The following is a 13,811-nucleotide window of genomic DNA, read 5'->3' on the forward strand; positions in this document are numbered from 1 at the left end:
GGCTTTGCCCGGGACGCCTGCCGCACGCACACCGTATGCGGCAGGCGTCTCCTGCGGCGAGAAAAGGACGATTACTAAAGTGGCCATGATTACCAACCGGCGCAGGGAAGTGGCGGTCGCCATGACGCTCATCGCGCCCTTTGTCCTGACCTTCGTGCTGGTCTTTCTCTATCCGACGATCCGGATGATCGAGCTGAGCTTCACCAACGCGCCCCTGATCGGTCCGGGGGAATGGGTCGGCCTTGCCAATTTCAAACGGCTGCTTACCGACAACCTCTTCTATACATCTCTGAAGAACAACGGTTATTTCGTTCTCCTGACCGTCGTTCCAACGACCGCACTGGCCCTTGCCATTGCAATGATGATCACGCGCCTCAAGGGGCCGCTTCAGGCGCTGATCCTCGCGCTTTTCTTTCTTCCCTACATTCTGCCCGTGTCGGTGGTGACGCAAATCTGGGCCTGGATGCTGGACTTCCAGTTTGGCGTGCTGCAGCCGGTGTTCGCATTTTTTACCGGCAAACCGGTACCTGTCTTCAAGAACCCCTATTGGGTCATGCCGACAGTCGCCACGGTGACCATCTGGTGGACCAATGGCTTCAACGTGCTTCTGTTCATCGCGGGCCTTCGAAACATCTCCAGCGATTATTATGAAGCAGCGGCACTGGACGGGGCGACACGCTGGCAACTGTTCACCAAGGTCACCTGGCCCCTGCTCTGGCCGGTAACCGCACTTGTCCTGACCCTTCAGTTGATCCTGCAGCTCAAGATTTTCGACCAGATCTACCTGTTGTCGTCCGGTGGGCCGTTCAATTCGTCCTACGTTCTGCTTCTGATGGTCTACCGGGAAGCCTTCCAGTTGAACCACGGCGGCTATGCCTCTGCCATCGCCCTCGTTCTGTTTGTGCTGATCGTGGTCGTGTCGGTGCTGCAGTTTCAGTTGCTGCGCGCGGGAGGGAACAAGCAATGAAGACCCGCAAACTGGAAAACTGGGTTCTGGGCATCGGCAGCCTCTTGGCGGCGGCCATCTGGATCTTCCCTCTCTACTGGGCGTTCATCACCTCGATCCGCACCGAGGAAAGGGTCGTCAGCGAAGGCGCGGGTGTCATTCCGGACGAGTTCAACCTGACTTCCTACATCGACGTTCTGTTCGATACCAAGCTGCTCAACTGGTACTGGAACTCCATCGGCACATCCGTGATCATCACGCTGGTTGTCATTGTCTCCGGCATGATGTGCGCCTATGCCATCTCCCAGATGCGGTTTCCCGGCCGGAGGCTGCTTTACGGCGTGGTGCTCGCCAGTTTCATGGTGCCCTCGCAGGCGCTTGTGGTGACGCAGTTCATCCTGATGAACGACATGGGCCTGATAAACACCTGGGCCGGCATCATTCTGCCGCAGCTCATCGTTCCGGTGGTGATCATCGTCTACAAGCAGTTCTTTGACGCCGTGCCGAAGGAAATGCGCGAGGCCGTCGTCCTGGATGGCGGCGGTGACTATACGCTGCTGTTCAGGATCTACCTGCCGCTCAACTGGGGCATCACGACCGCTCTGGCAATCATCACCTTCATCATGGCCTGGAACCAGTTTCTCTGGCCCTTCCTCGTCATCACAACGGAGAACCAGATGACGATCCCGGTCGGGATCACCCAGGTGAACGATGCCTTCGGCGTCTATTACGCCCGTCTGATGTCCGTCGCGCTTCTGGGTGCCATGCCCGTCGCCGTTGCCTATCTGATCTTCCAGAAGAAGGTGACGGAAGCCGTCATGATCTCCTCGGGCGTGAAAGGCTGAAGCCTGCCCTTTCGGGAGCATTTCTTCTTCCGGCTTCCTGAAACTCTTCAACCCCGCGAACCATGTCGCGTGGCAATCGGTCTACTGCAGGCACTTGGATGCAGGCGCTGCAGTTCATATGTCTACGTCAACAAGATCAGAATGACGAAGACAGTTGAGCACTCACACCGTGTGTGTTTGGCAGACGGATGAGGAGTTCAGAATGACAGTTGGAGCCGGTCTCCCGATCGTCCTGGCGGGACCGATCCTGCGCCATGTCACGGCGAACAACGTTAGCGTCTGGTTCGCCACATCCCGACATTGCGATGTTCGATTTGAGTTTTTCCCCGAAGCACAACCGGACCTCAACCAGACATATGAAACCGGCGACCAGGACTGGCAGGTTCTGAAGGCGGGAGAGAGCCTCTATTATCATCTCGTCGATATCGAACTGGGCACTTCGCTCCCCATCGATGTCCTGATTTCCTATCGCCTGAGCGTCAAGCCGACTGGTGAAGCAGGGACAGCGTGGCAGGATCACACGGTTTGGGCGCCCGATCTCTGCTATCCGGGACGTGACTTGCCCTGTTTCAAGGTGCCGGACCGTATCACCTCCCTGTTTCACGGGTCCTGCCGCAAGCCGCATGCGCGAACCCCTGACGGCCTTGCCGGAGCCGACGTGGTCCTGAGGCAGGCCCTCGGCCCTGAGGGCGAAACCACTGCCAGCAGTCCCGCCTTGCCATCGCTGCTCGTGATGAGCGGTGACCAGGTTTATGCCGACGACGTTGCGGGACCGATGTTGCAGGCAATCAGCCTGCTTGTCGAAAAACTGGGCCTGCCGGACGAACCGCTGGATGGCGTTGAGCCTGGCCTGCCGGCGTCGGGCAACGAACTGCGGAATGTCGGTAACCTGCTCTATCATCGCGATACGCTTCTGCCCCGGGTCTACAAGAACAAGACCGTGTTCGACGTCCTGTTCGGAGGCACCGAAAAACCGGTTTTCACAACCCAGCACGCCCGCAACCACCTCGTCACACTCGGCGAAATGCTGGCCATGTATCTGCTGGTCTGGTCGCCGGCGTCCTGGCATGACATGCCGGAGCTGCAAGCGCCGGAAGGCCTGGAGGCCAAGGACGCGGAGATGTACGCCGAAGAAACGGCGACGCTGAAGGATTTCCGGGCTGATCTGCCTGCCTGCAGACGGGTCATGGCGCATCTTCCGACGGCAATGATTTTTGATGATCACGACATCACCGACGACTGGAACCTGTCGCTTGCGTGGGAGCAGGCCGCTTACAGCCACCCCTTGTCGCGCCGGGTTATCGGCAATGCGTTGGTCGCCTATGCTCTGAACCAGGCCTGGGGGAACCGGGCACGCACGATCGGTCCGGACATTCTTCCGCCCGTGAAGGCCTCGCTTGCCGATCCCGGTTCCGAGGCGCATGAGACTGCGATCACCACGCTGCTGGAGTACGAGGAGTGGGACTACCAGTGGCAGACGTCCCCGCCGTTGATCGTTCTGGACACGCGCACGCGGCGTTGGCGGTCAGAACGCAATGCGCATAATCCGTCTGGCCTTCTGGACTGGGAAGCGGCCACCGACCTTCAGACCTACCTGAAAGGCAAGGACGCCGTTCTGCTTGTGTCCGCTGCCCCGATCTTCGGCGTCAAGCTGATCGAAACGGTGCAGAAGATGTTCACGCTGGCCGGCAAGCCGCTGACTGTCGACGCGGAATACTGGATGGCGCATTCGGGAACCGCCAGTGCGATCCTGAATGTGTTCGGTCACCGCGGCACCCCCCAGCACTTCGTCATCCTCTCCGGCGATGTGCACTACTCGTTCGTCTATGACGTCGAACTGCGCCAGACCGCACCGAGCCTGTCCGGTGCGACCGACGATGGTCCGAAGATCTGGCAGATCTGCAGCAGCGGGATAAAGAACAAATGGCCGGACAAGCTGATCAAGATTCTGGATCGCGGCAACCGATGGGCTTTTTCACCCCGTTCGCCGCTGAACTGGTTCACCAAGCGCCGTGGTATGCGTGTCATTCCGCGCAAACCCGTTGGAACGCCACATGGCCGCCGGATCCTGAACGCGTCGGGGATCGGCCTCGTGGAGCTGGACGAGACAGGCGCGCCCATCGACATCAACCAGGTTCTGCCGGACGGTTCGCTGGTGTCGTTTGAACGCCGTGAAGCCGAAGCCCGGGACGACTGACCGTTCCGGCGGACGGTGCTGCTTCAGCGCGTTACCGCCATCAAGGCACTTCCACCGATCATGAACCCGCCCCCGGCATAGCCCATGCGGCGCCGGGCGAGGCGTGTCTGAAAAAGTTTGCGCGCACGCGCGGCGATCAACGCATAGCCCGCCAGAAGCACCATGACGACAACGCTCGAGGTCAGCGTCAGCACAACGAGTTGAACCGTCATGTCCGCGGTCGGGTCGATGAACTGAGCGAGGAAGGCCATGTAAAAGACGATCGCCTTGGGATTGAAGATAGCCGTCAGGGTACCTGCCCAGAAGCTGCCCCACGCAGACCCTGTGCGTACGTCCGGTTCAAGGGAAACGCGGTCGCGATGTGCCTCCCTGATCTGGCTGTACCCCAGCCAGGCGAGATAGACGACGCCTGTCCATTTCACGATCTGGAACAGCACCGTGGACGCGGCCAGAATGGCGCCGACACCTGCGAAGGAAAGGCCTGTCAGAACGATACTTCCGACAACGTCGCCGAGAATGCACATCACAGCAGCAGTTTTGCCGCGCATCAAGGTTTGCCCGACAACCAGCATGACGCTCGGTCCCGGAATGATGGTCAGAACAACACAAGCGAGTGTGTAGGCAAGCCAGGTTTCCAGAGACACGTTCAACTCTCCCTTGGGGTCAGGCAGCGGCGGGTTGCGGCAAGAGGCAGTGAGGCGAGGAGCGCGGCACACCCGATAAGGAGTATGCCGGCCAGATCTGCCCTGTCTGGCATATCCGCGAAGAAGACGACACCCCAAACCACCGCGAAAACGAGATAACCATTGTCGAAAAGCCCGATCAGAGGTGCCGGTGCCAACTGATAGGCAAATGCCACGGCCACCGTAATGAAGGCAAGCAGCAGACCCAGCAGGATCAGAAGACCCCAGGCAGCAGCTGAAAGAGCTGGCCAGGCGCTCAGCAGGAACCCTGCCCCGGCAGGGACGGAAAAGAGATGAAGCCCCAGCACATAGACACCACCCGCCAAGGCAAGCACCAGGTTCAGGTTGAACGCCATTGCCAGCGGAGCCTCCTTCCGGCACCTGGCCGACGTGACGACTGCCGCAAGCGCATAAAAGAAGCCTGCCAGCAAGGGCAAGACTATTGCCGCAGACATGTCATCAATTCCCGGCCGCAGGAGCATGACAACTCCCGCCATCCCGAGGACAATTGAAACCGTGCCTTTCGCACCGACGGGCCTTCCCTGAAAGACAGATGTCAGAATGGCCATCCACAGGGGCGCGGTGTAATAGCAGGCTGCCGCAAGTGACAGCGGCATCAGCGGCAATGCGGCGTAGTAACAGCCCCACATCAGCGCAAGGCAAACGCTGCGCGTCCAGACCCAGGCGTTTGCAGCAAGAAGGGGCTTCGATGGGCGCCCGGTGTACGCGAATGCCAGCCCAAGCAGAATGGCTGCAACGAGAGAGCGGACCAGAAGCAACTGCCCGAGCGCGATACCGCCACTGTTCAGTTTGACCAAGGCATCGGACAAGGACAGCAACAGCACTGCTCCGGTAATCGAAATGATCCCGGCAAGGAGCGATCCAGCTTGTTGTTTCGGCAGAAATAAAGATATCATTTCAGCATGGAAACATGTTGCCTATCGTTATAAAAATGAGAAATTTCGAGAAATACATGACTGAAACGCATGCATAAGGACGACCTCTCACTGGCCCGCCTGAAACCGTTCGAGGCCGCTGCGCGATATGAAAGTTTCACACGCGCGGCCGATGAACTCGGCCTGACCCAGACGGCCATCAGCCGGCAAATTGGTCAGCTTGAAGAGGAACTGGGTGTCCGCCTGTTCGAGCGGCGCAACCGCGCGGTGTTCCTGACCGAGGAAGGAAAACGCCTGGGCCAGGTTGTCGGAGAAGCACTCAGGGCAATCCGCACGGAAGTTGCCGCCATCCGCGGGACAGGCGATCCAGATACCATCGTCCTGCGATGCCAGCTTTGCGAAGCCTTCTACTGGCTAATGCCGCGTCTCTCTGGTTTCCATGCGGCACATCCTGAAATCCAGCTTCAACTGGTCAGCGCATTGGAACCCCTGACGGAAGCTCGCGAACCATTTGACGTCGCCCTTCAGACCACCGGGCGGGCGGCCGGAGCGGCACGGTTGGTGTTCACGGCATCCGACGAGATCTTCCCGGTCTGCGCTCCGGCACTCTTGAAGGACGTTTCGTTGCCGCTGACACCGCAAGAGGTCTCCACCTTGCCGCTCCTGTCGCACCGTGTGGTGCCACAGGACTGGTTCGACTGGCCGGACTGGTTCGAAGCTGTCGGCGTTCCGCGATCCGCCCACAAGAAGGTCATCTATTTCGACAGTTACCCGCTTGTTCTTCAGGCCGCCGTTGCCGGTCAGGGTGTTGCCCTTGGCTGGAAGCGCACGGTGGACGGCCTGATCGACGAAGGCAAGTTGCGCTCCATCTGTGATGTTGCCCTGAAGAGGCCAAGCGAAATCTCGGTTTACCGAGGCACCAAACAGTCACGGCACAGTGCCGTCGACCAGTTGATCGCCTGGCTCCGCTTAGAGCTGGCATAACTCGGCGATATCATTCGAAAAACCTAGTTTGGCCAGACCAATAACGCGTGATGTTCAGTTGTAGCGCTGTGCCATCGCTTCCAGCGGCAACGGGCGAATGCGGCTGGCGTGGCCGGCTGTTCCGAAAGCCTCGAAACGGTCGCGGCACACCTGCGCCATCAACTCCATGGCCGGTTTCAGGTATTTGCGTGGATCGAATTCGGACGGATCGTTCGTCAGGGCCTTGCGTACGGCTGCCGTCATTGCCAGGCGGTTGTCGGTGTCGATGTTCACCTTGCGCACACCACTCTTGATGCCGCGCTGGATTTCCTCGACCGGAACGCCCCAGGTCGGGCGAATATCACCGCCGTAGGAATTGATGATTTCCTGGAGATCTTCCGGCACCGAAGACGATCCGTGCATGACGAGGTGCGTGTTCGGCAGACGGGCGTGAATGGCCTCGATCACGTTCATTGCCAGAACGCTGCCATCCGGCTTGCGCGTGAACTTGTAGGCGCCGTGGCTGGTGCCCATGGCAACGGCGAGCGCATCAACACCCGTGTCGGCAACAAAGCGTTCAGCCTCTGCCGGGTCGGTCAGGAGCTGGTCTTCGCTCAGCTTTTCGGTAGCGCCATGTCCGTCTTCCTGATCACCCATTCCGGTTTCGAGCGAGCCGAGCACGCCAAGTTCGCCTTCCACCGAAACACCGGCCGCATGAGCCATGTCCACGACCTGCCGGGTGATGCCCGCGTTATAGGCATAGTTGGCAGGCGTCTTGCCATCCGCTTCCAGCGACCCGTCCATCATCACGGAGGTGAAGCCATGCTGGATAGCCGTCACGCAGGTTGCCAGGTTGTTGCCGTGGTCCAGATGCATGCAGACGGGAATATCGGGATAGGTTTCGGCGAAACCATCAATCAGGCGGGCCAGCACCCTGTCACCGGCGTAGGCCCGTGCGCCCCTGCTTGCCTGCAGGATGACCGGCGCATCGCAATCGGCTGCGGCGCGCATGACAGCCATGCCCTGTTCCATGTTGGAAATGTTGAACGCAGGCACAGCGTAGCCGTTGTCAGCTGCGTGATCCAGCAGCTGACGCAAAGTGATGCGGGCCATCAAAAGCTCCTTAGGTGTTGTCCGTGCAATAGGTAATGAACATGTCGACGTTTTCGGGTGACCCGAAAATCAATGGAATGTTCTGGTGCAGGCTCTCGGGCATCAGGTCGAGGATGGGCGTTTGCCCGTCCGTCGCCTTGCCGCCGCCCTGCTCGATCAGAAACGCGATCGGCACCGCTTCATAGACCAGACGCAGGCGCCCGTTCTCATAGCCGGGCCGCCGGTCGCCCGGATAAAAGAACAAACCGCCCTGAAGCAGGATCCGGTGAAATTCGCCAACCGCGGAGGCCAGCCAGCGCATGTTGTAGTTTTCGCCAAGACGCCCCTCCTTGCCTTTGAGAACGTCATCGGAAAAGCGCCGGACCGCATCCGGCCAATGACGGGCATTGGAAGCGTTGAAGGCCAGTGTTCTTGATTTAGCGGGCACCTGATGGTTCTCCCGCAACATGCGGAACACGCCCGTGGCGCGGTCGAAGACAGCAAGGTGAAGGCCGTTGCCCAGGCTGAACCCCAGGTCTGTGGAATGGCCAAACGAAACATATCCCGCCGCAATGACGGATCTGCCCGTGCACAGAAAACCCTGGTCCGATGCCGGCAGGACCGAGAACAGGGTCCCGAGCGGAGCGCCTGTTCCGATACTGCCGGACCCGTCGATGGGGTCGATGGCAACGTCAAGCGTGCCTTCCGGATTGAGAAGGATGATCTCTTCGGCTTCTTCCGAAAGCAGTTGGCGGACACCCGCTGCCCGCAACACCTCGACCATGTGAAGATGGGCACCGACGTCGAGTGCCTTCTGCTTGTCGCCACTTTCATTGGTGCCGACGACCTCGCCGGGGTCCCCCGGCAACCGGCCTGCGGCAAGCCTGTCTGCCAGGACGCCGGTCGCATCCGCAATGGCCTGAAGAACGGCGGCGGTATCGCTCGCCCCATGCTGTCTTGCCAGATACGCCTGCAGCGTTTCGGCATTCACGTCCGTATCGTTCGGAAGTCTCAGCATGGTCTCATCATTCCTCAGGTCAGCAATTTCGATCAGACCGCATGATACTTCGAATCGACGGCATTGATCGCGTCAACATTGCTAGCAGAACGGCCGTTGACGTCGAATGTTTCCTTCAGGAAGGCGTCGGCGATGGATTTGGCGAGTTCGGGGCCAACCACACGCGCACCCATGGTGATGATCTGGGCATTGTTGGAAAGGGCTGCCCGCTCGGCGGAGTAGGTGTCGTGGGTCAGTGCGGCGCGAATGCCCGGCACCTTGTTGGCGGCAATGCACACTCCGATACCGGTTCCGCACACCAGGATCGCCCGGTCGTAGGCACCGGAGATAACCTGGCTGGCAACACGCTCGGACAGATTGGCATAAAACGCATCCGGCCCTTCGGGCGTTCTGGAGATCTCGTCGACCTCGAAACGATCCTTCAGGTAGTCCGCCAGCAGTTTCGCAAGGCCTTCGCCTGCACTGTCGCCCGCAATTGCAAGTTTCATGTCAAACCTCTCCGAGTTTCGACGAGCACCTGGCGAGAATGTCGAGATAACCCTCGACTTCCCAGGCGGATCGCCCGATGAACAGCCCGTCCACATGAGGACAGGAAATGAGCTCTTCGCAGTTTCCGGGATTGACCGACCCGCCATAGAGGCAGGGGATACGCCGGTTGAGAACGTCCTCGGCAACGGCAATGATCTCCGCCTGGCGAGCGTCGGCATAGTCCGACGTTGCCGGCACACCATTGACGCCGATTGCCCAGACCGGTTCATAGGCAAGCAGGATCTCGGCCTGTTTCTGCCCATCGGACAGATTGCCAAGAGCCGCGCGAACCTGCGCCTCAAGCACCGCCTGTGCCTGTCCGGCCTCTTTTTCCGCCAGCGTTTCACCGATGCAGATCAACGGAACGAGCCCGTGACGCACGGCCGCTTCGGTCTTCAGGCCGACGGCCTCATCGGTTTCACCGAAAAAACTGCGCCGTTCGGAATGCCCAAGTTCGACAATGTCGAGACCGCAATCGGTCAGCATGAGCGGCGAGACTTCTCCCGTCCACGCCCCTGCATCTTCCCAGTGCATGTTCTGCGCGCCAACCTTCACCGATGTGCCTGCGAGCATCGCCTTCACTTCGCGCACCGCGGTGAAGGGAGGGATGACAAACCGCTGGATCCGGGGATCCCGATCCGCGTCGGATGTGACAAGCCCGTCCGCAAACCGTCTGGCATCCGCCAGCAGCTTGTTCATTTTCCAGCTCGTACCGACCCATTTTCCGGTGAGGGCAGCCATTCGCTCAGTCCTTTGCGATCATCAGCTTGAGCCCCGCAGACTCGATTTCCTTCGCCGCATCTCCGGCCGGCTGGTCATCCGTGATGATCCGGTCGAACCGATCCAGATCGGCAAGGGTATGAAGTGCGGTGCGTCCGAAACGCGTGTGATTGACGAGCAGGCAGCACCGTGACGCAGCACCCATCATCTTTTGCTTGGAACGAACGACGTTGTCGTCCATGTGAAAGGCCTTCAGGTCCGCTACGGCCGGGGTCGACACGAAAGCGATATCCGCGCGCAACTGCGACAGCGCCGCTTCGGTAACGACGCCGAAAAAGCCGTTGAACTTGGCCGAATAGACGCCGCCGAGGCCCAAAAGGGTGATGCCGGGCTCATCCCGCAAACCATCGAGAATGGCGGCGTTGTTGGTGATGACCGTCAGAGGCCGCTTTTCCGGCAGCATTGAGCCGAGCACTGCGGCCATCGAACCGTCGTTGATCATCACGGTCATGCCGGGCTCGATCAGCTCGAGCGCCGCACGGGCCATCCGCTCCTTCGCGGCCGCATCCTGGCGGGCCCGGATGCGGAAGTCGCTTTCGAACTGCGTTCCTGAATCCGCAGTGGCACCTCCGCGCACCTTGCGCAGCACGCCGGCCTGTTCGAGCTCGTCCAGATCCCGGTGAATTGTCATTTTCGAGACGGCAAATCGCTCCGCAAGGTCGTCGAGATCGACTTCCCTGTGCTCCACGAGCAGATCCATGATCGCCTGTCTTCGTTCTTCGCGTTTCACGCAAATCCTCCTCGTCCGGCGTTCACCGGATGCTTGATACCTAACATCACAAAATCACAAAATCAAAATTATTTTGTGATTTTGTGATTTATTTTTGTGACTTCCTCCGCTACGCCTATGCCGTAAGCGCAGAGGAGGACCTCATGACTACAGACACATTTCTATCGTCGAAAGCAGCCCTGGACCCGGAAAATTTCAAACTCGCCAACTGTATTCGGGCGTTGTCCATAGATGCCGTCGAGGCAGCCGCTTCCGGACATCCGGGCGCGCCCATGGGTCTCGCGGATGCAGCGACCGTGCTGTTCCGCAAACACCTGAAGTTTGACGCGAAAACACCGGACTGGCCGGACAGGGACCGCTTTGTGCTGTCAAACGGTCATGCCTCCATGCTCCTCTACAGCCTGCTGCACCTGTGCGGCTATGAAGACATGACGATCGAGGAGATCCGAAATTTCCGTCAGTGGGGCTCGATAACCGCAGGTCATCCCGAGCATGGTCACGCCAAAGGCGTCGAAACCACCACCGGCCCTCTTGGCCAGGGCATTGCGACCGCCGTCGGCATGGCCTTGGCCGAACGACGTCTTGCAGATGAGTTCGGTGATGATCTCGTAAATCACAATACTTATGTGATCGTCGGTGACGGCTGCCTTCAGGAAGGCATTGGTCAGGAAGCGATCAGCCTTGCCGGTCATCTGGGCCTCGGCAAACTGATCGTTCTCTACGACGACAATTCCATCACCATCGACGGCCCAACCAGCGTTTCCTTTTCCGAGGATGTTCCGGCCCGCTTCGCAGCCTGTGGCTGGCATGTGCAAACGTGCGACGGACATGACGGTTCTGCAGTCGACGCCGCACTGACCGCAGCCAAGGCAGCCACCGACAAACCCTCGATGATCGCCCTGAAAACGGTGATCGGCTTTGGCTCCCCCAACAAGGCAGGCACCGCCGGCGTACATGGCGCGGCGCTTGGCAAGGACGAAGCGGACGCGACCAAGAAGGCTCTCGGATGGACGGCTCCTGCTTTCACCATTCCGGATGAACTCGCCGGCAGCTGGAAGAAGATCGGTACACGTGGCCAGGACAGCCGCGAGGCCTGGGAAGACCGGCTGGCAGGTGCGCCTGAAGACAAGCGCCGCGAATTCGAAAGACGCGTGAGCGGCACCTTGCCGGCAGGCTATGAGGCAGCGGTCTCCAGCGCGCGTGACAGTCTCTTTTCAGAGCCCAGGTCCGCTGCCACCCGCAAGGCAAGCCAGATGGCCCTGGAAGCCCTTGCCCCGGCCCTGCCGGAAATGATCGGGGGATCAGCCGATCTTACCGGGTCGAACCTGACCCGCGTTCCTGCGGTCAACAGCCAGTTTTCGCGCGAAGCGTCCGGCCGTTATATCGGTTACGGAGTTCGTGAATTTGCCATGGCGGCAGCCATGAACGGCCTCGCGCTGCATGGCGGCTTTCTGCCCTACGGCGGCACTTTCCTTGTCTTTTCCGACTATGCAAGGAACGCCATTCGCCTCTCGGCCCTGATGGGGCTGCGCTCCATCTATGTCATGACACATGATTCCATCGGTCTTGGCGAAGACGGCCCAACCCATCAGCCGGTCGAACATCTCCTCTCGCTGAGGGCAATCCCCAACCTGACGGTGTTCCGACCGGCAGACACGGTTGAAACGCTGGAAGCCTGGGACTGTGCCATTCGCTCCATGAATGCACCGAGCCTTCTGGCCCTTTCCCGTCAGGCTGTCCCGCAACTGCGCCTGGAGCGGACAGAAAAAAACCTGACGGCACGCGGTGCCTATGTCATCCGCCAGTTTGGAGAAGGCCGCGACATCACGCTGATCGCGACGGGAACCGAAGTCGCACTGGCGGTCGAGGCAGCAGAGGGCCTGGCAGCCGATGGACAGGCCGTTGCGGTCGTATCGATGCCGTCGTGGGAACTGTTCGACGCCCAGCCGGACGCCTACCGCGCCGACGTTCTCGGCACCGCCCCGCGCATTGCCATCGAGGCCGCGGGAAAACTTGGCTGGGCACGTTATGTCGGCAGTGAAGACAATGTCATCGGCCTGAGTGGTTTCGGAGCTTCTGCACCGGCCGAACGTCTCTACGAGGAATTCGGCATCACGACAGAAGGGATTGCCCGCAAGGCGAAGTCTCTGGCCGGCTGATCAAGCCATCTGCGCATCCTGACCGGTCACGCTCCGGTCAGGGCATGCGCGGTGGTCTCGTCGGTGATGAGGCCACGCAGGCGTCCGCTGCGCAAGATGGCGCGAATGGCCTCAATCTTTTCAGGGCCACCTGCAATCGCGATGATCTGACTGTCGGCCCGTTCGTCCAGCGTGGCCGCAAGCGTGCGGGCGGTCAGGGTCGTTTCCAGTGTCCGTCCACTGGCATCGAAGAAGTGGCCGAGCATTTCACCGACACCGCCACCGGCCTTGATTTCCTGGATCTCACTGAGTTCGATCATGCCGGACGAGACCAGTTGCGCCTGCGGCGCTACGGTGCCAATCCCGACGAGCTTGATATCGGCTGCGTTTGCCATGTCGAACACGTCCTGAACCCCGCGCTGCGCGAGCAACACCTCCCGGTCTTCCGACGAATTGGCAAAGAAGGGCACCGGCATGACAAAAGCGCTCGCCGCCGTCTTTTCGGCAAGGCGATGCATGACGTCGTACGGATTGGCGGAAAAGTTGCGGGTCAATCCGCCGAGCAGGGAAACGAACTGGACACCGCCTGCATCCATGCGGCTCATCAGACGAACAGCGTTGGAAAGCGTCCTGCCATGGCCAAGGCCAATGACCTTGTGCTCCTTGCGCTCGATTTCCCGGCGGATGAAATCCGCACCGGCCTGGCCCAGAGCCCGCAGCGGCATGCCGGGCTCGCCCAGATCCGGTGCGACATCACAGAATTCGAGGCCAAACCGGTCGCAGAGGCTGTCCTCCAACTCGACGCATTCGATGATCGCACCATCAATGGAGACCTTCACCACCCCTTCGGCAGCCGCCTTTGCGATCAGCCGGTGCGCCTTGACCGAGGCAACCCCGAGCCGCTTTGCCACGGCCGCCTGTGTCAGTCCACCGGCGTAATGCAGCCAGGCAGCCCGCGTCGCGAGCGATTCCTCCGGGTCGATATCCCTCACCTT

The 13,811-nt window shown here is 60.1% G+C and carries 13 protein-coding genes; 5 read left to right on the forward strand and 8 right to left on the reverse strand.

What is annotated here, in order from left to right:
- The first annotated feature begins 85 nt into the window (after window positions 1–85).
- From J7447_RS23550 to J7447_RS23560, 3 genes are all read left to right on the forward strand, one after another.
- Window positions 86–967 (forward strand): sugar ABC transporter permease, encoded by an 882-nt coding sequence (locus tag J7447_RS23550; RefSeq protein WP_023001417.1) that lies wholly within the window; start codon window positions 86–88, stop codon window positions 965–967.
- Entirely contained in the window at window positions 964–1,791 is an 828-nt protein-coding gene (locus J7447_RS23555; RefSeq protein ID WP_023001418.1) for a carbohydrate ABC transporter permease, read from the forward strand. Before J7447_RS23550 ends, J7447_RS23555 begins: the two co-directional genes overlap by 4 nt.
- A gap of 202 nt (window positions 1,792–1,993) precedes the next feature.
- Entirely contained in the window at window positions 1,994–3,988 is a 1,995-nt protein-coding gene (locus J7447_RS23560) for a hypothetical protein (protein ID WP_209171122.1), read from the forward strand.
- 23 nt (window positions 3,989–4,011) lie between these two features.
- Here the strand turns inward: J7447_RS23560 and J7447_RS23565 are convergent, their stop codons facing one another.
- Window positions 4,012–4,632: a LysE family translocator gene (locus J7447_RS23565; protein WP_209171123.1), complete on the reverse strand. Its 621-nt coding sequence runs from the start codon at window positions 4,630–4,632 to the stop codon at window positions 4,012–4,014.
- A 2-nt stretch (window positions 4,633–4,634) separates the two neighbouring features.
- Window positions 4,635–5,588, reverse strand: coding sequence for a DMT family transporter (locus tag J7447_RS23570; protein WP_286189515.1), 954 nt, complete (start codon window positions 5,586–5,588; stop codon window positions 4,635–4,637).
- A 69-nt stretch (window positions 5,589–5,657) separates the two neighbouring features.
- Between J7447_RS23570 and J7447_RS23575 the strand changes: the two genes are divergently transcribed.
- Entirely contained in the window at window positions 5,658–6,551 is an 894-nt protein-coding gene (locus J7447_RS23575) for a LysR substrate-binding domain-containing protein (RefSeq protein WP_209171125.1), read from the forward strand.
- A gap of 54 nt (window positions 6,552–6,605) precedes the next feature.
- Here J7447_RS23575 and fba read toward each other — a convergent pair whose 3' ends face one another.
- Genes fba through J7447_RS23600 form a run of 5 tightly spaced genes read right to left on the reverse strand, consistent with a single transcriptional unit; the run spans window position 6,606 to window position 10,678 of the window.
- On the reverse strand, window positions 6,606–7,643 hold the full coding sequence (gene fba / locus J7447_RS23580; protein ID WP_055660946.1) for a class II fructose-bisphosphate aldolase: 1,038 nt from the start codon (window positions 7,641–7,643) through the stop codon (window positions 6,606–6,608).
- Between the two features lie 10 nt (window positions 7,644–7,653).
- Complete coding sequence (locus J7447_RS23585) at window positions 7,654–8,640, reverse strand: class 1 fructose-bisphosphatase (RefSeq protein WP_075281770.1); 987 nt, start codon at window positions 8,638–8,640, stop codon at window positions 7,654–7,656.
- A 32-nt stretch (window positions 8,641–8,672) separates the two neighbouring features.
- Window positions 8,673–9,128, reverse strand: coding sequence for an RpiB/LacA/LacB family sugar-phosphate isomerase (locus tag J7447_RS23590; RefSeq protein WP_023001425.1), 456 nt, complete (start codon window positions 9,126–9,128; stop codon window positions 8,673–8,675).
- 1 nt (window position 9,129) lies between these two features.
- Complete coding sequence (locus J7447_RS23595) at window positions 9,130–9,909, reverse strand: triose-phosphate isomerase (RefSeq protein ID WP_152512287.1); 780 nt, start codon at window positions 9,907–9,909, stop codon at window positions 9,130–9,132.
- Between the two features lie 4 nt (window positions 9,910–9,913).
- Window positions 9,914–10,678: a DeoR/GlpR family DNA-binding transcription regulator gene (locus J7447_RS23600; protein ID WP_209171126.1), complete on the reverse strand. Its 765-nt coding sequence runs from the start codon at window positions 10,676–10,678 to the stop codon at window positions 9,914–9,916.
- A gap of 143 nt (window positions 10,679–10,821) precedes the next feature.
- Here J7447_RS23600 and tkt point away from each other — a divergent pair, with 143 nt between their 5' ends.
- Window positions 10,822–12,837 carry a transketolase gene (tkt, locus tag J7447_RS23605; protein WP_209171127.1) on the forward strand — a complete coding sequence of 672 codons (2,016 nt, stop codon included), beginning with the start codon at window positions 10,822–10,824 and terminating at the stop codon, window positions 12,835–12,837.
- A gap of 26 nt (window positions 12,838–12,863) precedes the next feature.
- Here tkt and J7447_RS23610 read toward each other — a convergent pair whose 3' ends face one another.
- Window positions 12,864–13,799, reverse strand: a complete 936-nt coding sequence (locus J7447_RS23610) for a sugar-binding transcriptional regulator (protein ID WP_152508001.1) — start codon at window positions 13,797–13,799, stop codon at window positions 12,864–12,866.
- Between the last annotated feature and the right edge of the window lie 12 nt (window positions 13,800–13,811).

It is taken from the genome of Labrenzia sp. R5_0 (assembly GCF_017743835.1).
Lineage (GTDB): Bacteria > Pseudomonadota > Alphaproteobacteria > Rhizobiales > Stappiaceae > Roseibium > Roseibium algicola.